Genomic DNA, 19,577 nt, shown 5'->3' with positions numbered 1-19,577 from the left:
ACTGATCGCTTTAGGGGCGACCTCCCTTATGGGATGCGTTAACGTTAGTGAAAGAAGAGATAACTCATGATGATCGCATCTTCTTTTCCCGTGCCAGTTTTCGCAGGGTAATAGTTATGACGTCGATCAACTTCATTGAATCCAGCTTGTTCATAAATATAAATAGCAGGCTTATTACTCTCTCGCACCTCAAGCCAAGCACTCTCCGCTTTTGATTGCTCACAATGTTCTAAGAACGCATCCAACAGTTTTTGACCATAGCCTTTACCCTGAAGATGCGGCGCGATAGCAATATTCAGCAACGTAACTTCACCGACAATATTCTGCGCATAGAAGTAGCCAATCACCATCTCGCCATCGAGCATCACATGATGACATGCTCCACGGCTGGATAAATCACGTACCAAAGACTCTGCCCACGGATGCGAGTGTGCTTGCTGCTCAATTTGCCAAACTTGATCTAAGTGCTCAGCGCACATTGGTAAGATTTTAGTTGTCATTATTTACCTAGGGGTTCATGTGCAATACCAATTGCAGTAAAACGGGGATTAATGCTTATTTGCTCGAATTGTTGTAAGAACAAATCTGTTGCCAAAGTGCACGTTTTTGTTGGGTATTCCCATCCACATCTTGCAACAATGGCGATGTCAGTTGTTTAGTGTCAGGCAATACTTCGGCTTCACACCCTGCAAACCAAACCCACTCAAGCTCGTGCTGGCCAAGTAATGGAAATCGCTCTTGCTCAATATGTAACGCTTGGTCAAGCGTTAACTTCATACTCTTTAGGATGTTTTCAAACAAAACCGCCGTCTCATTCTCTGGACATACCGGAGAGATCAACAGGAGTTTGCAAGAACTTTGCAAATCGATTTTTGGCGATTGGTAACCTGCCAATCTATCTGGGTGTACCAGCTCCCATGTGCTGATGCCCATTTCGTGTAAATACTGTTTCTCGTTAATTGACATTTTCCGTCACCTATTTGAACGAGGGCAATCCTAACAAATAATCGTGATTATACCTAAAGGACTTCAAGGAACACCTCAATACATTGGAATGATTGAACTGTTCTGCCTATGACAATGGCCACACCGTAGGTATAACATATGAGGTACATTATGAAATTCTTACCTACACTGCTGCTTTGCGCACTGGTAGCCACCACCAGCATGAGTGTTTTTGCTAATAGCAGCGATGAGTGGGAGCTGATTGCAACGAAAACCGTCAAATTCCAAACAGAAACGGATACCGTGACACCAAATAGCCTATTCCGAAATCGCAGCTTCAGTAAAATTAAACTGAAATGTGTGCAGGGCACGGTAGACATTAACGACTTAAAAGTCGTGATGACGGACGGTAGTGAGAAAAAGCTAACCTCTATGGGTGTGCTAACAAGTGGATTATCGACTCGTGCATGGAGCCTTCCTGGCTCAAAAGAAGCGAAGCTAAAACAGATTGAAATGACTTACAGCAGTTGGGGCAGCAGAAAACTCAATGTTTTAGGGCTAAGTAAGAAAGCAAAAATAGAGGTTTGGGGTAAGAAGAAAAGTGACCAGTCATCCTAATCTCCCTATCTCAGTTTTCAATGAACTAAGAAAGAAGCCCACTGAGTTAGTGGGCTTCTTTCATTTACAGTTCAGAGAACTCTGGCGCGTAATCTATGCGTCCGGAGAGTCCGGCACATTGACCTTCGACCAACTCTGCGATACGAAATGCACCTTTAGGAACATCCCAAGCGCATTCGAATCCCATCTCGTCGCATGATTGAAAGCCCTGGCGCGCGTAATAATCAGGATCGCCCAACACCACACACACTGGATAGCCAAAATCACGAAGTGAATCAAAACCTTCTTTGATCAACTCTGCAGCGATGCCTTGGCGACGGTAATCTTCATGAACAGCCAATGGCGCCAGCCCTTGCCACGACAAATCTTCACCATTTAAGGTCACTGGGCTAAATAAAGCATGGCCTATTACCTCTCCCTCATCTGTACACGCGACTAAGGAAAGTGTGAATTTGCTGTTTTCGCGCAAACGCATCACAAGCTTAGCTTCAGCTTCCGTCGGGAAGGCGTGTTTCAATAAGCGGTCAATGGTAAGAATGTCCGCAGGGGCTTCAGTTCGAATAAGCATTCGCTACTCCGGTTGGTTGTGCAGGCGCTTGAACTCCTTTCTGAACAAAATCAGCCAATTGATTCAAAGCGACTTGCATTGCTTTCGGTAACTGCTCTAAGTCGACACTGTCCATTAAGTTTTTCACTTCTAAGCCAAGCTCAGTATCGCCTTCAATTGAAAGGCGACGTTGGAAGAACAGTGTGTCAGGGTCTTCTTTACGACCAGCAATCAGTACTAGGTCGTTTAGATTACCACTAAAACTCACATCTTCCTGAACTGGTTTTTCAGCTACCACTAATTTTTCGCCTTGATAGCTGATGTACCATGCTAAGTTCAAGTCTTTAATCGCAACTTTTAACCACTTGTCTTCAAGGAACTCAAAGTCACCATCTTCCAAGGCTTCTTTAAACACCATTTTTAGCCCTTCCAGCAATGCTTTTTGCTGAATTGGCTGTGGTAATAACTGGACTGGAGAACGCAAAATGTTAGCTGCGTTCTTTACTAGTTGACTGCGAATCTTGTTTAACACGTTCATTATCCGTTACTTTGTCATTAGGTTGCCTATATTAAGCAATCGTGGCAATGAGATTACTGTTATGTATCAATAAAGTGCTTATTTTAGATTGGTGGATTATTGTTCACTAACGCTTCTTTTTTTGAAGTTACGTGTATTATTGATGCGAACAGGTGGATAAACACTTTTACAACCGTATTTTCAAAGTTATAGTTATCTGAGCGTATCCATGTGATTGTCGACTGTAAAGTTAAAACCGCGAGCCCTTTAATGGCAAGCGATACTGTGACTTGATAGTAGACCGCCGCAGGCTTATCAGGGTGTCGCTTTTTATACACGGACGAATAATCTGGCTCATTGGAGATCGGTAATACCCTAATGCCTTCCCAGCAATTAAAACATTGGTTTGCCACGCTAACCTCAAATAGCCCTTTCTTCTTTGCCATTCTTGATAAAAAACACAATTATCGAATGGTAAGTGACCGTTACTGCGATATCGCAGGTTTAAGTCATGAGGAAATCATCGGCTTAAACGATTGCCAGGTACTGGGTGAGCAGTTTTATAAAAAGCTGGCCCCTTACTATCAGCGTGCATTCAAAGGAACTCATGTCGAAGCCGAAATCACCCTCGATGAAACCGACCTTGAAACCAGCCTGCACTTTAGTCTGTCACCGGTTTTTGAAGGTAACGAAATTCGCTTTGTCGTTTTTCACGCCGTGGATACTTCAGAAAAGCAGATCCTCGTACGCTCCTTAGAGGAGTCCGAAAGTAAGTTTGCGAAATTAACACAACTACTCCCTGACGGTCTGCTGCTTATCGAAGATGACATTATCATCTCTGCCAACCCTGCATCAGCACGCCTTCTGGGACTGAACTCTCCCCATGAGTTGCTAGGCGAAGAGCTCAGCCGTTTATTCATCGATGAAAACAGCAAGAAAGTGTTTAGTCATCGTTTGAGTACATTAATTTCTGAAAAGCCTTTTGTTTGCTTAACCAGCGCGAGATGTGGCTTTGAACGAAAAGTTCAGTTACACGCAGATTCTACGGCGATATTAGGCAGCGAGTCTCAAATCATCTTGATCCAAGACGCTGACGATACACCTAAGAATTTGTCTTCTGCATCGAATGAAGACATACATATTGATTCGCTCACCAAACTGTACAACCGCTTTGGTTTTACCAAACGTTTGGAACAGCTGATCAAAAAGCAAACACCGCTTCTGGTGTTCTATTTGGATATCGATAACTTCAAAAACATTAATGATTCACTTGGTCACCACATTGGCGATAAAGTGATTCAAGAGGTATCGGCCCGTCTTAAACGATTACTGCCAAATCAAGCGATTATTGGTCATTTGGGTGGCGATGAGTTTGGCGTCATTCTGCCAGAACCAGAAAATACCCGCATGGCTGAAATTTTGTCAGATCGCATTATCTCGTTGATCAACCAGCCTTTCGACTTGCACCACTTCAGTAAACGCCTTGCGTGCTCAATTGGTAGCGTTCGTTACCCTGAAGACGGGCAAGATGCGAGAATCCTGCTACAAAATGCTGATACAGCGATGTATGAAGCCAAAGATCGTGGCCGAAATCGCCTGATCAAATTTAACGACCAGATGAACAAAGAAGCGCGCATGCGTTTGTGGCTTGAAATCGAACTGCAAAAAGCATTGCAGCAGAACGGGTTAGAAGTGTGGTATCAACCAAAGGTTAACGCGCGTGACTTCAGCATTAACGGTGCCGAAGCGCTCGTTCGTTGGAAACACCCTGTCGAAGGTTACATTAGCCCAGGTTCATTCATTCCTGTCGCCGAGCGTGCAGGGTTAATCGAACACCTTGGACGCGTCGTGATGCGTGATGTTTTCAATACGGTAAAACGTTGGAAACAACAAGGCATACTGCCAGGTCGTGTCGCTATCAACCTCTCTCCCGAGCAATTTGGTAACCCACAGCTGATCGACTTTATGGAAAAGTTACTTCGCACTACCGAGCTTGACCCAAGCTGCATTACCTTCGAGCTAACCGAAAGTGCCGTGATGAGTGATAGCGAGCATACACTGCAAATGCTGAATGCGATTAAGAAACTGGGCTTCGCCCTCTCTATCGATGACTTTGGTACTGGTTACTCTTCCCTTTCCTACTTAGCGCGCTTCCCTATCGACGAGCTGAAAATCGACCGCGCGTTTATTAACGATATCGACACGCTACCTAAACAGGTCACTGTGATTGAAAACATCATTAATCTGGGTAAGTCACTCGACTTGACGGTCGTTGCCGAGGGGGTGGAAACCCACCAGCAAGCTACTTTGCTCTCTAACCTTCAATGTAATGCGATTCAAGGATTCCATTTTTATCGCCCACAGCCAAAACATGAAATTGAAGAGCTGTTTGTACAGAATCGTCGTCACAAGAACTAACCCCGACTCGATACCCTTACTCTCAAGGGGTAAATATCGACTTTATTGAGCTAAACCTAACTTAGGTCAATTTCGCTATTCATAATTCTTCATAAAATGCGGACACCTTTTTATTCTCAATGATTGTGAGCATATGGAACTCTTGTGTCCCGCGGGTAACCTGCCTGCGTTAAAAACTGCGATTGATTGCGGTGCCGATGCCGTCTACATTGGCTTCAAAGATGATACCAACGCCCGTCACTTTGCTGGCCTCAACTTTAACGGCAAAAAGTTAGAAAAAGCGGTGCAATACGTTCACGACCGCGACAAAAAAATTCATGTCGCGTTGAATACCTTCGCTCATCCCAATGGCTTTGAGCGCTGGACGAACGCGGTAGACAATGCAGCGGCATTGGGTGTGGACGCGCTGATTGTTGCAGACATTGCAGTTCTGGAGTACGCGGCTCGCAAATATCCCGATCTGGAACTACACCTTTCAGTGCAAGCATCAGCGACCAACGTCGCAGCCATTGATTTTTATAAACAAAACTTCAACGTAAAACGTGTGGTGCTGCCTCGCGTCTTATCGATTCATCAGGTGAAACAGCTTTCGCGCAACATCACTAGCGATGTCGAATTAGAAGTCTTTGCTTTTGGTAGCCTTTGTATTATGTCCGAAGGCCGTTGTTATTTGTCATCATACATGACGGGTGAGTCCCCAAACACTGTGGGTGCCTGTTCTCCTGCCAAATACGTTCGTTGGCAAGAAACTGATCAAGGTCTTGAGTCTCGTCTGAACAACATCCTAATTGACCGCTACTGCGCAGGAGAAAACGCGGGCTATCCTACGCTCTGTAAAGGTCGTTTTGAAACAGAAATTGATGGTGAGAAAAAACGCTATCATGCTCTGGAAGAGCCAACCAGTTTGAACACCCTTTCGATGCTGCCAGAACTGTTTGCCGCTAATGTCGCGTCTGTAAAAATTGAAGGGCGCCAACGCAGCCCAGCATACGTAGAGCAAGTCACTCGAACATGGCGAGCCGCGATTGATCGCTACCAAGCAAACCCGGAAGCTTACCAAGTTGAAGCCGCATGGGATGCGACGCTCGCAAATGTGTCGGAAGGAACGCAAACCACCCTAGGTGCTTACCACCGTAAATGGCAGTAGAGGTTAAGATGGATAACTCAATGAAATACGCACTTGGCCCACTACTCTATTTTTGGCCAAAACAAGATGTAGAAGCCTTCTACCAACAAGCAAAACAAAGCTCTGCAGACATTATTTACCTGGGTGAATCGGTTTGCTCTAAACGCAGAGAAATGAAACCAGCCCACTGGTTGGAAATCGCCAAAGACTTATCTGCCTCTGGCAAGCAAGTCGTTATCTCTACGATGGCGCTACTGGAAGCACCGAGTGAAGTAAACATCATGAAGAAGTACATCAATAACGGTGACTTCGCCATTGAGGCTAATGACGTATCGGCGGTTCAATTAGCATCAGAGCATAAAGTGCCTTTCGTCGTTGGTCCTGCAATCAATACTTATAACGCACACACGCTCAACTTATTTTTGAAGCAAGGTATGATGCGTTGGTGCATGCCTGTCGAGCTCTCTCGCGAATGGTTAAACGATACTTTAGTTCAGTGTGACGAGCTAGGTATTCGTAACAAGTTTGAAGTTGAGGTATTTAGCCACGGTTATTTGCCTTTAGCGTATTCCGCTCGCTGTTTCACAGCCCGAGCTGAAAACCGAGCGAAAGACGATTGCGAAACCTGCTGTATCAAATACCCTACGGGAATCCAGGTCAGTAGCCAAGAAGGGCAAAAAGTCTTTAACCTTAACGGCATTCAAACGCAATCAGGCTATTGTTATAACCTGATCAATGACTTACCAAGCATGCAAGGGCTGGTTGATGTGGTCCGCTTAAGCCCTCTCGGTGTGAGTACACTTTCTGAGTTAGAGCATTTTCGCTCAAACGAGCACGGCGACAACCCTGAAAAACTTGAAAGCCGCCAATGCAATGGCTATTGGCATCAGCTAGCTGGCTTAGAAGTAAAAAACATTTAGCTCTCCAAAAAAGAAAAGCGAGGCCCAACCTCGCTTTTCTCTATCAGCCATTGTTAACTGGCTTGCACTGTTGGCTCAGCCGAAGTTTCGTTTAGCAGCTTTTTCACGTCCCGCCACAACATACTGACCACGACTAAACTCAGCGCAATATTGGACAATGGGAAAGCCAGCCAAATGCCTGTCACGCCAAACAGTTTCGGCATAACGAATAAAAACGGCAGTTGAACCAACATGTTGCCTAGTGTCACAAACATGGCTTTGCTGCCTTTGTTTACCGATTGGTAGTACGCAGCCGCCACGACTAAAAAGCCATCTAGGAACAACGCAAACATGTGTAAACGAATCCCGATCACCGTGCTATCAATCAACTGCTGATCAGCATTGTTAAACACCGAGACCAACTCGTACGGGAAAAGGTTCATCAAACCCACAAACGCTACACCACCAAGCACAGATGTCCCCATTGCGACTTGCAGTAATTTTCTGACGTTCGCCTGGTTGCGCGCCCCGTGATTGAAACTCACTAGAGGTTGCATACCATTCGCGATTCCCTCTGCAATCAGATAGTAAACCGTCACGATATATCCCAAAATAGCATACGCCCCGATCAACATTGCACTTCCGTACTGAGCAAATAATGCGTTGTGCATTGCCACCATCACAGAACCGTAAGCGTACATAAAGAAGCTAGATGTACCGATCATTATAATCTTTGGTGCAACATCAACTTGAACCTTAAAGTCACTGATTCGAAGGCGTAAGGTCGCTTTTGAAGTAAAGAAGTAACCAATACCAAGCACGGTTACCACCAATTGTGCCAGCGCTGTAGCAATGGCCGCTCCGGTTAACTCCCACCCCAACCAAGCAATAAATACGTAGTCTAATACAATATTAATGACAGCACCGATGACCATCAGCATCGTTGCTAAGTTCGAGCTGTCGTCATTGCGTAAAAGAAATGGAACAGCGATAGAGCCTAGCGTAAATACGCACGCGACAATCAGAATATGCAGATATTGCAGCGCGAGTTCAAACACTCGCCCTTCCGCCCCCTGCCAGCGAATAAATTCATCGGCAAAATAGAACAATATGGTAGCAACGACCGGCATCAATATCGCTAACAACCCCAATCCGGTTGTTAAAATACGCTTCGCGCCTTCATGATCGTTTTCTCCTTGCTTAATCGACGTTAGCGCACCAGTCCCCACGCCAATCATCATCCCTATACCAAGGATGGAACCGATGATCGGCCACGCAACATTGATCCCTGCTAATCCGTCAGCACCAACATAACGGCCAATAAAAATGCCATCAACTATTTGATATAAACCGTTCACGAGCATTGCTGCGACGGTTGGAATCGTATATTTCCAAAACTGTCTATAAATTGAGTTTTGCATGACTGCCACCAGTAGTTAGCAAAGCTAACTATTTAATTAGCAAGACTAACTAAATAGTTAAATTAAATAAAAGAAAAATGAAACACCAAAGGCTAATGCGTACAGCGGAGGCCTTTGGTTTAATTTAAAATGACTTATTGCTCAATGCTTTATTCAGTAAAGCTTGTAACTGCTCAGCTTCTTGCTGATTTAATTGTTGCATCATTTGTTCAGAGATATCTTTGTAAACCACCTGCTCCAAAGACATTTTTTCTGCGACTTCTTCTGTCAGCAATACACGCTTAGCACGGGCATCCTCATTACATGCGATGCGTTTCACCAAACCCTTTTTTTCCAAACGAACAACCATTGTCGATGCGGAAGGCTTAGTCACTTGCAACTCTTCTGCAAGATCGGTTATTCGTACACCCTCAGGGTAAACCTGAATCACACGTAAATAATCGAACTCATTAAAGCTTAGATGTGATAACGGATCTTCTTTGGCATAAACACGCCAAGCTTTGGCGCAAAAACGCTCTAAATCAATCAAGCTTTCTTCTAGTGCCATAAAATCCACCACCACTTAGTTAGCAAGGCTAACTATTTTAAATGAGTCACTCATCAAGTTCAATCATAAAAAAGCCGCTCTCATCGAGCGGCTCTAAATCATTCAATTTCCTGCTTCTTAGCGGCCTTTAGCTTGGCTAATCTGTCTTGCTGTAATTGATCGTAGATTTGTGCCAGTTCCAAGAAGGAATACCGGTGCTCAACATAATCATAAACATTGAACGAAATCGCGAGCTTATAAAGTGAGATGGCACTTGCGATGTCACCTTCAAGCTGATTACGCTTTCCAAGGTAGAAATACGTTTCCGTCAATCGTTCAGCTAGGCGATAGTTCTCTCTCGTTCCATCCATAATTGCTTTAAGCGCGTCTTCGTCCGAGACGTCTCGCAGCATGATGGCAACAAGAACCCATCCCCACTCTTCACTACGATCTCGTAAATAACGCTGTTGAAGATTGGCTTTTGCTTGCTCTGGATTTTGCTCAGCTTCGATGATGTACAGCCATAATGAACGAAAAGGATCCGTTGGCATTTCTTGATAGTGCTTGGTCATATCTTCTAAAGCGAGATCGATTCGGCCACCATAATACAGTGCAATCGCACGGTTGCGCTCAGCATAGGTATTATCCGGAGCCAACTCTATGGTCGAGTCAAACGCTTCATAAGCCGCGTCAAACTCACCCACTTGGGTGAAATACACCCCCAAAAGATTGAAGATATCCGGTTGAGCAGGATTCAACTGCAAAGACTGGTTAAAGTCCAAACGGGCAAGATCACGCAAACCAACGCTATCGTAGTAGCTACCGCGCTCATAATGCATTTTAGCGCGTACTTCATCACTGAGATCAGGACGTTGTAGCAACTGCGATAAACGCGCGATTTGTACTTCTTGTTGAACGCTAGGCTGAAGTGGCACCGCCATCGGTGGATATAGCCACTTTTGTGCTGATTGCTGAGAAGTATTTGCACAACCGGTCAGCGCGATAGCAACACATAAACTTGCGGTTTGAAACCATTTCACTAATTGATACTCCTGTTTGGACCGCTCAAAATTTATTTCTCTTAATGCAATATAGGCGATAACCTCGTTTGAGGTTAATGCGTCGAAATAAACCAAAAAAAGGGGAGCGAAAATGCTCCCCTTTTATAACATGCTTTCAGGCCCTTAATCTAATAAAAGGCTGAAAGTCTCATTTTGTCTTACTCGTCTTTCGCAGCTGGTGCTTCAGCAGCAGCTTCTTCAGCTGGCTTTTCTACCGCTTCTTTCATGCTTAGACGTACACGGCCTTGGCGGTCGATTTCAAGAACTTTAACTTGAACTTCTTGGCCTTCAGCTAGGTAGTCAGACACTTTCTCAACACGTTTTTCTGCGATTTGAGAAATGTGTACAAGACCATCTTTGCCTGGAAGAACCGTTACGAATGCACCGAAGTCAGCTAGACGTGCAACTTTACCCGTGTAGATACGACCAACTTCAACTTCAGCAGTGATCTCTTCGATACGGCGGATAGCTTCTTTCGCAGCAGTGCCTTCAGTTGCAGCAATCTTGATAGTACCATCGTCTTCGATTTCGATAGTTGTACCAGTCTCTTCAGTTAGAGCACGGATAACTGCACCACCTTTACCGATAACGTCTTTGATCTTCTCTGCACTGATCTTCATCGTGTGAATACGAGGAGCAAATTCAGAGATGTCTTCACGGGCACCAGAGATTGCTTCATCCATTACAGATAGGATGTGCTTACGTGCGCCTTGAGCTTGGTTAAGCGCAATTTGCATGATTTCTTTAGTGATGCCTTCGATCTTGATGTCCATTTGAAGAGCAGTGATACCAGTGTTAGTACCTGCTACTTTAAAGTCCATATCACCTAGATGGTCTTCGTCACCAAGGATGTCAGAAAGAACAACGAAGTCGTCGCCTTCTTTAACAAGGCCCATTGCGATACCCGCAACAGAAGACTTGATTGGCACACCTGCGTCCATAAGCGCAAGAGACGTACCACATACAGAAGCCATTGAAGATGAACCGTTAGATTCAGTGATTTCCGATACAACACGTACTGTGTATGGGAACTCATCTACTGATGGCATTACTGCTGCGATACCACGTTTAGCCAGTTTACCGTGGCCGATTTCACGACGCTTAGGAGAACCTACAAAACCAGTCTCACCTACACAGTATGGAGGGAAGTTGTAGTGTAGTAGGAAGTGATCTTTACGCTCGCCTGTTAGCTCATCAATGATTTGAGCATCACGCTGAGTACCTAGAGTTGCCGTCACGATAGCCTGAGTTTCACCACGAGTGAATAGTGCGCTACCGTGTGTGCGAGGAAGAACACCAGTGCGTACATCTAGTGCACGAACCATGTCTTTTTCACGGCCATCAATACGAGGGTTACCCGCGATAATGCTACGACGTACAACTGTTTTCTCTAGATCATGGAAGATAGTGTGGATTTCTTTTGTATCCGCTTCTGGATCTTCAGCAAGAAGAACTTCATTTACTTCCGCAGCGATCTCATTGATACGGTCGTAACGAGCCATCTTCTCAGTGATTTTGTAAGCCTCAACAAGCTTCGCTTCTGCTAGCTCTGCAATCTTATCTTTAAGTGCTGTGTTTTCTTCAGGAGCAACCCAATCCCAAGCAGGAGTTGCTACTTCTGCTTTGAATTCGTTGATAGCTTTGATAGCAACTTGTTGTTGATCATGACCGTAAACAACCGCTGCTAGCATTTCTTCTTCAGTTAGGTTGTCCGCTTCAGATTCAACCATCAGTACGGCTGATTCTGTACCAGCAACAACAAGATCAAGCTTAGAAGTTTCTAGTTCAGTTTGGCTAGGGTTAAGTACAAGCTGACCATCGATATGACCAACACGCGCCGCACCGATAGGGCCGTTGAATGGAATGCCAGAGATAGCAAGAGCAGCAGAAGTACCGATCATTGTAACGATATCTGGCTGAACATCTGGGTTTACAGACATTACTGTCGCGATAACCTGAACTTCGTTTTTAAACGCGTCTGGGAATAGCGGACGGATTGGACGGTCGATTAGACGAGCTGTTAGCGTTTCGCCTTCAGAAGGACGACCTTCACGCTTGAAGAAGCCGCCTGGGATTTTACCTGCAGCGTAAGTACGCTCTTGGTAGTTAACCGTTAGTGGGAAGAAGTCTTGACCTGCAACGGCTTCTTTTTTACCTACAACAGATACGAATACAGACGTATCATCCATTGTGACCATAACTGCTGCTGTAGCTTGACGTGCAATAACGCCAGTTTCTAAAGTAACTGTGTGGTTACCGTACTGGAACGTTTTAACAACTGGTTTTTCGAACATTGTTATTCCTTGTTTCTAATCTTCCTTTAGTGCTAAAAGAAATCTTAGATGTGTTAATTGACACTCAAGACATTACGAATCGCGACTAGTAAAAAGAAACTCGGAAATTCCTTTTGAATAGTCGCGACCTTTTGGTCGACGTGGTTGACTGTAATGCTATGAGCTTTTGAGAAAACCTCTTACGAGGTTTAGCCGCCAGTATTATAACGGCATAAGTCTAATTTGGCTAAATTTAGGCAACAAAAAAGGGGCATAAAGCCCCTTTTTAGACAAACTGCTATGCAGTCGCTGATTAGCGACGTAGGCCTAGACGTTTGATTAGGTCTTGGTAGCGAGCTAGGTTTTTACCTTTTAGGTAATCTAGAAGCTTACGACGACGAGAAACCATGCGTAGAAGACCACGACGGCTGTGGTGATCGCCTTTGTGCGCTTTGAAGTGACCTTGTAGGTGGTTGATAGAAGCTGTAAGTAGAGCTACTTGAACTTCTGGTGAACCAGTGTCGCCTTCGCCTTGTGCGTATTCTGCAACGATTGCTGCTTTAGTTTCTGCATTCAGAGACATAATTCTCTCCTAATAAGAGTAGGTTTAAAGTTGTAGCAGCCAATCTCTGATTCAGCCGCTACGCGAAGCGCGGATTATAGGGAAATTTCCTATCTCGTGCAATATAAAAATACCGACACTCAGGTCGGTATTTTCAATCATTTACTTGGATGCGACGTCATCTCGGAACACGACCAATCGCTTAGGAGCGATTTTGCCATCTTCGTTCATTTCGCCAACGCCAATAAACAAACGCTCTTCACCCATGGTAAGGCGAAGTGAGCCTTCGGTAGGCGCACCAAATACTTGAACAGGTTGCCCATGCTGAACCATATCCGCCAGTTCAGGCACTAAGTTGACTTCTGGTAAGTCTTCTACCGCTGTATCCATTGGTAACAGCAATGGGTCCAGTAGTTCTCGAGGAGCGCGTTCTTCACGGTGTGCTTGCTCTAGTAACTCATTCAGTTGCTCAAGTGTCACCATCTTCTCGTAAGGGTATTTCGCAACACCAGTGCGTCGAAGCATAGTTACGTGCGCACCACAACCTAACATTTCGCCTAGGTCATCCACGATGGTACGAATGTATGTGCCTTTTGAGCAGTGCACTTCCATCTCGACTTCATCGCCTTCAAAACGGTGAAGAACAATCTCGTATACCGTGATCTTACGAGATTCACGCGGAACTTCGATGCCTTTGCGAGCGTATTCATACAAGGGTTTCCCTTGATATTTCAACGCTGAAAACATGGAAGGTACTTGTTCAGATTCGCCACGGAACTTCTCAATGCACGCTTCTAGCTTGTCTAACGTAACATCGATTGGACGTGTCTCTACGACTTCACCATCCGAGTCAGACGTGTTGGTACGTTCACCAAGCTTTGCGATCACACGGTAGCGTTTATCAGAATCTAGAAGAAACTGAGAAAACTTCGTCGCTTCACCCAAGCAAATTGGCAGCATGCCTGTCGCTAATGGGTCCAAGGCACCAGTGTGGCCTGCTTTCTCAGCAAAGTAGATTCGCTTTACTTTTTGCAGTGCATCATTGGAAGAGATGCCTGTTGGTTTGTCCAACAGTATAACGCCATTAATTGGACGACCTTTACGACGACGAGCCATTATTCTTCGTCCTCACGACCAGAGTCTTTTTGCTTTTTCTTGTCTGAGCTTACCACTTCAGACACTAGGTTAGACATACGCATACCTTCAACAAGCGTATTGTCATAATGGAAGCGGATTTCTGGCGTTAGACGTAGGCGAATGCGCTTACCTAACATCATGCGAATGTGCACTTCGTGCTCGCGTAGTGCAGCTAGACATGATTCTGGTGTTTGCTCACCCACACATAGGAAGGTTACAAATACTTTTGCGTAAGCAAGGTCACGAGAAACTTCTACGTCTGAGATCGTCACCATGCCAAGGCGAGAGTCACGAACTTCACGTTGAAGGATCATCGCTAGTTCTTTTTGCAGCTGCTGTGCAACGCGCTGCGTGCGGCTAAATTCTTTTGACATATCTTTACTCTTATATAGAAAGAATGGGGGGTTGGTCAAAGCCAGCCCCCCATGGTGTATTCAACAACCAATTACTACTTATCTTTCAAAGACAATATTAGTAATTTTAGTCAATTAGTCTAGAGTACGTTTAATTTCAACGATTTCGAAGACTTCGATTTGGTCACCAACGCGAACATCATTGTAGTTCTTAACGCCGATACCACATTCGTAGCCATTCTTAACTTCTTGAACGTCATCTTTGAAACGACGTAGTGACTCTAGTTCACCTTCGTAAATAACAACGTTATCACGTAGTACACGGATTGGGTTGTTACGCTTGATCACACCTTCTGTAACCATACAACCAGCGATAGCGCCCAGTTTCGGTGACTTAAACACGTCACGAACTTCAGCAAGACCAATGATCTCTTGCTTGAATTCTGGAGCAAGCATACCGCCCATTGCTTGTTTAACTTCGTCAATCAATTGGTAAATGATTGAGTAGTAACGTAAGTCAACAGCTGCGGCTTCTACAGCACGGCGAGCAGAAGCATCTGCACGAACGTTAAAGCCAAGGATGATTGCGTTTGAAGCTTCCGCTAGTACTACGTCAGTTTCCGTAATACCACCAACACCAGAACCAACGATGTTCACTTTAACTTCGTCAGTAGATAGCTTAACTAGTGAGTCTGCGATTGCTTCTACAGAACCTTGAACGTCTGCTTTAAGTACAACGTTAAGTTCAGCAACTTCACCAGCAGTCATGTTAGAGAACATGTTCTCTAGTTTAGATTTCTGCTGACGAGCAAGTTTCACTTCACGGAACTTACCAGCACGGTAGTTAGCTACTTCACGCGCTTTACGCTCGTCACGAACTACTGTTGCTTCATCACCTGAAGATGGTACACCTGAAAGACCTAGGATCTCTACAGGGATAGATGGGCCAGCCGAAGTAATTTCTTTACCTAGCTCATCACGCATTGCACGAACACGGCCGTATTCTTGACCACAAAGAACGATGTCGCCTTTGTTTAGTGTACCTGATTGAACAAGTACTGTTGCAACTGGACCACGACCTTTATCTAGGCGAGATTCAACAACAACACCAGATGCCATGCCTTCAGCTACAGCTGTAAGTTCAAGAACTTCAGACTGAAGAAGGATTGCTTCTAGAAGACCATCGATGTTTGTACCCTGTTTAGCAGAGATGTGAACGAACATGTTCTCACCGCCCCACTCTTCAGGAATAACGTCGTATTGAGCAAGCTCGTTCTTAACGTTATCTGGGTTCGCGTCTTCTTTATCGATCTTGTTCACAGCAACAATTAGAGGAACGCCTGCCGCTTTCGCGTGCTGAATCGCTTCTACTGTTTGTGGCATTACGCCATCGTCTGCTGCAACTACAAGAACAACGATATCTGTCGCTTGAGCACCACGAGCACGCATTGCAGTAAACGCTGCGTGTCCAGGAGTATCAAGGAACGTGATCATGCCGTTGTCTGTTTCAACGTGGTACGCACCAATGTGCTGAGTAATACCACCCGCTTCGCCAGAAGCAACGTGTGTGCGACGGATGTAGTCAAGTGTTGACGTTTTACCGTGGTCAACGTGACCCATGATAGTAACAACTGGAGCACGTGGAACTGCTTCCGCGTTAGTGTCACGGTCAGATAGTACCGCTTCTTCCAGTTCGTTCTCTTTACGAAGAACTACTTTATGGCCCATTTCTTCAGCAACAAGTTGTGCTGTTTCTTGGTCGATCACTTGGTTGATAGTCGCCATAGCGCCCATCTTCATCATTACTTTGATAACTTCTGTCGCTTTAACCGACATCTTGTTAGCAAGTTCTGATAGAACGATCGTTTCGCCAATTACAACGTCTTGCTTAGCAACCGTTGCTGACTTATCAAAGCCATGCTGCATTGAAGTCGGTTTAGCAAGTTTGCCTTTACGACCTCTACCGCCACGTTGGTTGTTACGGCCACCGCGAGCTTGGTCGTCTTTACCTGAAGCTTTTTTCTTCTTACGACGACCGCTCTCTACTTTGCGATCTGCTTCATCTTCGGCTTCACGTGCGTATTGTGAAGTCGTTACATGGTAATCTGTATCTTCCATATCACCCTTTTTCTCTTCTGCAGCAGACCAACGCTCTTTATTCTTTTCAGCCAATTCGCGAGCTTCTTCAAGCTTGCGCTGACTTTCCTCTTCAGCCTTACGCTTAGCTTCTTCTTCCTGACGACGTTTAAGCTCGTCGGCCTCTTTTCGCGCTGCTTCTTGCTTAATTTTCTCTTCAGCATCACGCTTTGCTTTTTCTTCAGCATTACGTTGTGCATTCGTATCTACGTCTCGCTTCGCTTTTTCTTCAGCTTCACGTTTCGCTTTTTCTTCCGCTTCACGTTTTGCAGCTTCTTCAGCTTCACGTTTTGCAGCTTCTTCAGCTTCACGTTTTGCAGCTTCTTCTGCTGCACGTTTTGCTGCTTCTTCTGCTTCACGTTGTGCTGCTTCTTCAGCTTCACGTTTCGCTTCATCTTCAATTGTGCTGCGCTTCACGTATGTACGTTTTTTGCGCACCTCAACCTGAACATTCTTACTCTTACCACCACCCGCGTTCACACTAAGTGTACTACGAGTTTTACGCTGAAGCGTAAGGCGAGTCGGCTCTGAATCACCTGATTTATCACCGTGTTCTTTCTTTAGATGAGAGAGAAGCTTCTGCTTCTCTTCATCAGTAACATTGTCAGAGCTCGCCTTTTTAATGCCAGCGTCAGCAAGTTGTTCAATCAAGCGGTCGACTGGCGTACCAATCTCATCACTCAGTGCTTTAACTGTTAATTGTGTCATGCCGCTTCCTCCTTGCCGAAAATTATGCTTCTTCGCCGAACCAACAGATGTTACGTGCGGCCATAATTAGCTCACCTGCACGTTCTTCGGTCAGGCCTTCGATACCTTCTAAATCGTCAATACCTTGGTCAGCAAGATCTTCCAGTGTCGCTACACCTTTCGCTGCCAATTTAAATGCCATCTCACGCTCAAGACCTTCAAGTGCAAGCAGATCTTCAGCTGGTTCTAGACCTTCAAAAGACTCTTCTTGTGCTAGTGCGATCGTCGTTAGTGCATCTTTTGCACGTCCACGAAGCTCTTCGATTAGTTCTTCATTCAAACCATCGATTTCTAGTAGCTCGTTAACTGGCACGTATGCGATTTCTTCTAGCGTTGAGAAACCCTCTTCAACAAGAAGTTGAGCGAAGTCTTCTTCAATATCTAGGTACTTCATGAAGTTTTCAATAGATGCTTGTGATTCTTCAGCGTGTTTCTTCTGAAGATCAGCAACTGTCATAACATTCAGTTCCCAACCTGTTAGTTGAGATGCTAGACGCACGTTTTGACCGTTACGACCGATAGCTTGCGCTAGGTTGTCAGCTTCAACTGCGATGTCCATTGAGTGTGCATCCTCATCAACGATGATAGAAGCAACATCAGCTGGCGCCATTGCGTTGATAACGAATTGAGCTGGGTTATCATCCCAAAGCACAATATCGATACGCTCACCACCAAGTTCGCCAGAAACAGCTTGTACACGTGCACCACGCATACCAACACACGCACCTACAGGGTCGATACGTTTGTCATTTGTTTTGACAGCGATCTTAGCGCGAGAACCAGGATCACGTGCCGCGCCTTTCAACTCGATAATATCTTCAGCGATTTCAGGCACTTCAACACGGAATAGTTCTGCCAGCATTTCAGGCTTAGAACGAGTGATGAACAGTTGGAAACCACGTGCTTCTGGCGCGACTTTGTAAAGAAGACCACGAACGCGGTCGCCTGGACGGAAGTTTTCACGAGGAAGTTGGTCATCACGTAGGATTACCGCTTCAGCGTTGTTACCAAGGTCAAGTACGATTGTGTCGCGGTTTACTTTTTTCACAACGCCAGTGATTAGATCACCTTCATTGTCGATGAACTGCTCAACGATTTGTGCACGTTCAGCTTCACGAACTTTTTGTACGATAACTTGCTTAGCCGTTTGAGTCGTAATACGGTCAAACGTTACTGATTCGATTTCGTCTTCTACGTAGTCGCCAAGCTCGATTGAGTCATCTTCGTACTGTGCTGCTTCTAGTGAGATCTCTTTTGTAGGGTTCTCAACATCATCAACAACTAACCAACGACGGTAAGTCACAAACTCACCAGTTTTACGGTCAATGGCAACACGTACGTCGATTTCGATTTCGTATTTTTTCTTTGTAGAAGTTGCTAGAGCAATCTCAAGAGCCTCAAAGATACGCTCACGAGGTACCGCTTTTTCGTTCGATACCGCTTCTGCTACCGCTAAAATTTCTTTACTCATTGTATTTAGCCTCTAAGCTTAAACTTTTTTAGGGAACTAAAATTTAGGGATCAGGTTAGCTTTGGAAATGTTACTTAGAGCAAACTCTTCTTGCTGACCGTCTACAGTAATTGTCACTGTTTCGCCATCAACGCCGTGGATAATACCTTTCCACTTACGACGGTTTGCTACAGCCATTTTCAATACGATGCTGACCTCGTGACCAATAAATTGCTCGTAATGTGCTGCTTTAAAAAGTGGTCTTTCTAAACCTGGAGAAGACACTTCTAGGCTGTAAGCAACAGAAATTGGATCTTCAACGTCTAAAACCGCACTAACTTGGTGGCTAACTTCTGCACAGTCGTCCACGTTAATACCATTTTCATGGTCAATGTAGATGCGTAACGTTGAGTGCGCGCCTGCACGAATGAATTCTAATCCAACCAACTCATAGCCTGATGCCTCTACTGGTGCTTCAAGCATTTCAGTAAGTTGTCTTTCTAAACCAGTCATTTAACCACTCCAGAAACAAAAAAAGGGCTCAGAGCCCAATCAAAAAACCAAGCAGTCTCTGAGCTATTTCAAAAAGCTCAGATAACAAAAAACCCCGATAGTCGGGGTTTTATGCTGCTGGACCCTGATACGTTAAGAATAGCCAACAAATGCTTCTCTTAACTCGTAGTGTGGTTAGCACTACGCAAACTTGCCAATCTACGATTTCTTCTTAAAGAAAGAGATTGGTTGCGGGGGCCGGATTTGAACCGACGACCTTCGGGTTATGAGCCCGACGAGCTACCAAGCTGCTCCACCCCGCGTCCGACTTGCTGAGCATTATACTCGC

Annotated in this window: 18 protein-coding genes and 1 tRNA gene; 4 read left to right on the top strand and 15 right to left on the bottom strand. The window is 45.0% G+C overall.

Annotation, left to right across the window (positions count from 1 at the left end):
- Positions 1–44: 44 nt before the first annotated feature.
- Together rimI and EX191_RS00195 are read right to left on the bottom strand one after the other, a co-directional pair.
- Positions 45–500 (bottom strand): ribosomal protein S18-alanine N-acetyltransferase, encoded by a 456-nt coding sequence (gene rimI, locus EX191_RS00200; RefSeq protein WP_005394641.1) that lies wholly within the window; start codon positions 498–500, stop codon positions 45–47.
- Between the two features lie 55 nt (positions 501–555).
- Entirely contained in the window at positions 556–966 is a 411-nt protein-coding gene (locus EX191_RS00195; RefSeq protein ID WP_182032748.1) for a DNA polymerase III subunit psi, read from the bottom strand.
- A 150-nt stretch (positions 967–1,116) separates the two neighbouring features.
- Here EX191_RS00195 and EX191_RS00190 point away from each other — a divergent pair, with 150 nt between their 5' ends.
- Positions 1,117–1,563 carry a hypothetical protein gene (locus tag EX191_RS00190; protein ID WP_012841451.1) on the top strand — a complete coding sequence of 149 codons (447 nt, stop codon included), beginning with the start codon at positions 1,117–1,119 and terminating at the stop codon, positions 1,561–1,563.
- A 64-nt stretch (positions 1,564–1,627) separates the two neighbouring features.
- Here EX191_RS00190 and EX191_RS00185 read toward each other — a convergent pair whose 3' ends face one another.
- On the bottom strand, positions 1,628–2,131 hold the full coding sequence (locus tag EX191_RS00185) for a GNAT family N-acetyltransferase (protein WP_104970909.1): 504 nt from the start codon (positions 2,129–2,131) through the stop codon (positions 1,628–1,630).
- Positions 2,115–2,642 carry a ubiquinone anaerobic biosynthesis accessory factor UbiT gene (ubiT, locus tag EX191_RS00180; RefSeq protein WP_170891674.1) on the bottom strand — a complete coding sequence of 176 codons (528 nt, stop codon included), beginning with the start codon at positions 2,640–2,642 and terminating at the stop codon, positions 2,115–2,117. The genes EX191_RS00185 and ubiT overlap by 17 nt, the downstream gene beginning before the upstream one ends.
- A 363-nt stretch (positions 2,643–3,005) precedes the next feature.
- On the opposite strand from ubiT, the gene EX191_RS00175 reads away from it, so the two are divergent.
- The 3 genes from EX191_RS00175 (at position 3,006) to EX191_RS00165 (ending at position 7,091) form a co-directional block, all read left to right on the top strand.
- On the top strand, positions 3,006–5,045 hold the full coding sequence (locus EX191_RS00175; RefSeq protein ID WP_152811654.1) for a sensor domain-containing protein: 2,040 nt from the start codon (positions 3,006–3,008) through the stop codon (positions 5,043–5,045).
- A gap of 133 nt (positions 5,046–5,178) precedes the next feature.
- Positions 5,179–6,192: a ubiquinone anaerobic biosynthesis protein UbiU gene (gene ubiU / locus EX191_RS00170; protein WP_047008948.1), complete on the top strand. Its 1,014-nt coding sequence runs from the start codon at positions 5,179–5,181 to the stop codon at positions 6,190–6,192.
- Between the two features lie 20 nt (positions 6,193–6,212).
- On the top strand, positions 6,213–7,091 hold the full coding sequence (locus tag EX191_RS00165; RefSeq protein ID WP_193446945.1) for a U32 family peptidase: 879 nt from the start codon (positions 6,213–6,215) through the stop codon (positions 7,089–7,091).
- A 53-nt stretch (positions 7,092–7,144) separates the two neighbouring features.
- On the opposite strand, the gene EX191_RS00160 is transcribed toward EX191_RS00165, so the two are convergent.
- The 11 genes from EX191_RS00160 to EX191_RS00110 all read right to left on the bottom strand — a co-directional run bounded on the left by EX191_RS00160 (position 7,145) and on the right by EX191_RS00110 (position 19,551).
- The gene (locus tag EX191_RS00160; RefSeq protein WP_193446944.1) at positions 7,145–8,491 is read right to left on the bottom strand and encodes an MATE family efflux transporter; all 1,347 of its coding nucleotides are present in this window, start codon (positions 8,489–8,491) and stop codon (positions 7,145–7,147) included.
- Between the two features lie 124 nt (positions 8,492–8,615).
- On the bottom strand, positions 8,616–9,038 hold the full coding sequence (locus tag EX191_RS00155; RefSeq protein ID WP_005394653.1) for a MarR family winged helix-turn-helix transcriptional regulator: 423 nt from the start codon (positions 9,036–9,038) through the stop codon (positions 8,616–8,618).
- 98 nt (positions 9,039–9,136) lie between these two features.
- Positions 9,137–10,057: a lipoprotein NlpI gene (nlpI, locus tag EX191_RS00150; protein WP_012841449.1), complete on the bottom strand. Its 921-nt coding sequence runs from the start codon at positions 10,055–10,057 to the stop codon at positions 9,137–9,139.
- Between the two features lie 179 nt (positions 10,058–10,236).
- Complete coding sequence (gene pnp, locus EX191_RS00145; RefSeq protein ID WP_005394655.1) at positions 10,237–12,372, bottom strand: polyribonucleotide nucleotidyltransferase; 2,136 nt, start codon at positions 12,370–12,372, stop codon at positions 10,237–10,239.
- Between the two features lie 292 nt (positions 12,373–12,664).
- Positions 12,665–12,934: a 30S ribosomal protein S15 gene (rpsO, locus tag EX191_RS00140; RefSeq protein WP_005380094.1), complete on the bottom strand. Its 270-nt coding sequence runs from the start codon at positions 12,932–12,934 to the stop codon at positions 12,665–12,667.
- A 141-nt stretch (positions 12,935–13,075) separates the two neighbouring features.
- Positions 13,076–14,029, bottom strand: coding sequence for a tRNA pseudouridine(55) synthase TruB (gene truB / locus EX191_RS00135; protein WP_053809233.1), 954 nt, complete (start codon positions 14,027–14,029; stop codon positions 13,076–13,078).
- Positions 14,029–14,424 carry a 30S ribosome-binding factor RbfA gene (gene rbfA, locus EX191_RS00130; protein WP_005394657.1) on the bottom strand — a complete coding sequence of 132 codons (396 nt, stop codon included), beginning with the start codon at positions 14,422–14,424 and terminating at the stop codon, positions 14,029–14,031. The genes truB and rbfA overlap by 1 nt, the downstream gene beginning before the upstream one ends.
- Positions 14,425–14,538: 114 nt before the next feature.
- Entirely contained in the window at positions 14,539–17,247 is a 2,709-nt protein-coding gene (gene infB / locus EX191_RS00125; RefSeq protein ID WP_012841448.1) for a translation initiation factor IF-2, read from the bottom strand.
- A 22-nt stretch (positions 17,248–17,269) separates the two neighbouring features.
- Positions 17,270–18,757 (bottom strand): transcription termination factor NusA, encoded by a 1,488-nt coding sequence (gene nusA / locus EX191_RS00120; RefSeq protein WP_005380084.1) that lies wholly within the window; start codon positions 18,755–18,757, stop codon positions 17,270–17,272.
- Positions 18,758–18,793: 36 nt separating this feature from the next.
- Positions 18,794–19,249 (bottom strand): ribosome maturation factor RimP, encoded by a 456-nt coding sequence (rimP, locus tag EX191_RS00115; RefSeq protein WP_005394659.1) that lies wholly within the window; start codon positions 19,247–19,249, stop codon positions 18,794–18,796.
- A 225-nt stretch (positions 19,250–19,474) separates the two neighbouring features.
- Positions 19,475–19,551, bottom strand: a tRNA-Met gene (locus EX191_RS00110).
- Positions 19,552–19,577: the final 26 nt, after the last annotated feature.

It is taken from the genome of Vibrio chemaguriensis, from assembly GCF_012275705.1.
In the GTDB taxonomy this organism is placed as follows: domain Bacteria; phylum Pseudomonadota; class Gammaproteobacteria; order Enterobacterales; family Vibrionaceae; genus Vibrio; species Vibrio diabolicus.
The sequence above is the reverse complement of the archived record's forward strand: the minus strand, read 5'-3'. Positions and strand labels throughout refer to the sequence as shown.

Bases quoted from the DNA above. Each gene is read 5' to 3' on its own strand.
- rimI (WP_005394641.1), bottom strand. From the start codon at position 500: ATGACAACTAAAATCTTACCAATGTGCGCTGAGCACTTAGATCAAGTT.
- EX191_RS00195 (WP_182032748.1), bottom strand. From the start codon at position 966: ATGTCAATTAACGAGAAACAGTATTTACACGAAATGGGCATCAGCACA.
- EX191_RS00190 (WP_012841451.1), top strand. From the start codon at position 1,117: ATGAAATTCTTACCTACACTGCTGCTTTGCGCACTGGTAGCCACCACC.
- EX191_RS00185 (WP_104970909.1), bottom strand. From the start codon at position 2,131: ATGCTTATTCGAACTGAAGCCCCTGCGGACATTCTTACCATTGACCGC.
- EX191_RS00175 (WP_152811654.1), top strand. From the start codon at position 3,006: ATGCCTTCCCAGCAATTAAAACATTGGTTTGCCACGCTAACCTCAAAT.
- ubiU (WP_047008948.1), top strand. From the start codon at position 5,179: ATGGAACTCTTGTGTCCCGCGGGTAACCTGCCTGCGTTAAAAACTGCG.
- EX191_RS00165 (WP_193446945.1), top strand. From the start codon at position 6,213: ATGAAATACGCACTTGGCCCACTACTCTATTTTTGGCCAAAACAAGAT.
- EX191_RS00160 (WP_193446944.1), bottom strand. From the start codon at position 8,491: ATGCAAAACTCAATTTATAGACAGTTTTGGAAATATACGATTCCAACC.
- EX191_RS00155 (WP_005394653.1), bottom strand. From the start codon at position 9,038: ATGGCACTAGAAGAAAGCTTGATTGATTTAGAGCGTTTTTGCGCCAAA.
- pnp (WP_005394655.1), bottom strand. From the start codon at position 12,372: ATGTTCGAAAAACCAGTTGTTAAAACGTTCCAGTACGGTAACCACACA.
- rpsO (WP_005380094.1), bottom strand. From the start codon at position 12,934: ATGTCTCTGAATGCAGAAACTAAAGCAGCAATCGTTGCAGAATACGCA.
- truB (WP_053809233.1), bottom strand. From the start codon at position 14,029: ATGGCTCGTCGTCGTAAAGGTCGTCCAATTAATGGCGTTATACTGTTG.
- rbfA (WP_005394657.1), bottom strand. From the start codon at position 14,424: ATGTCAAAAGAATTTAGCCGCACGCAGCGCGTTGCACAGCAGCTGCAA.
- infB (WP_012841448.1), bottom strand. From the start codon at position 17,247: ATGACACAATTAACAGTTAAAGCACTGAGTGATGAGATTGGTACGCCA.
- nusA (WP_005380084.1), bottom strand. From the start codon at position 18,757: ATGAGTAAAGAAATTTTAGCGGTAGCAGAAGCGGTATCGAACGAAAAA.
- rimP (WP_005394659.1), bottom strand. From the start codon at position 19,249: ATGACTGGTTTAGAAAGACAACTTACTGAAATGCTTGAAGCACCAGTA.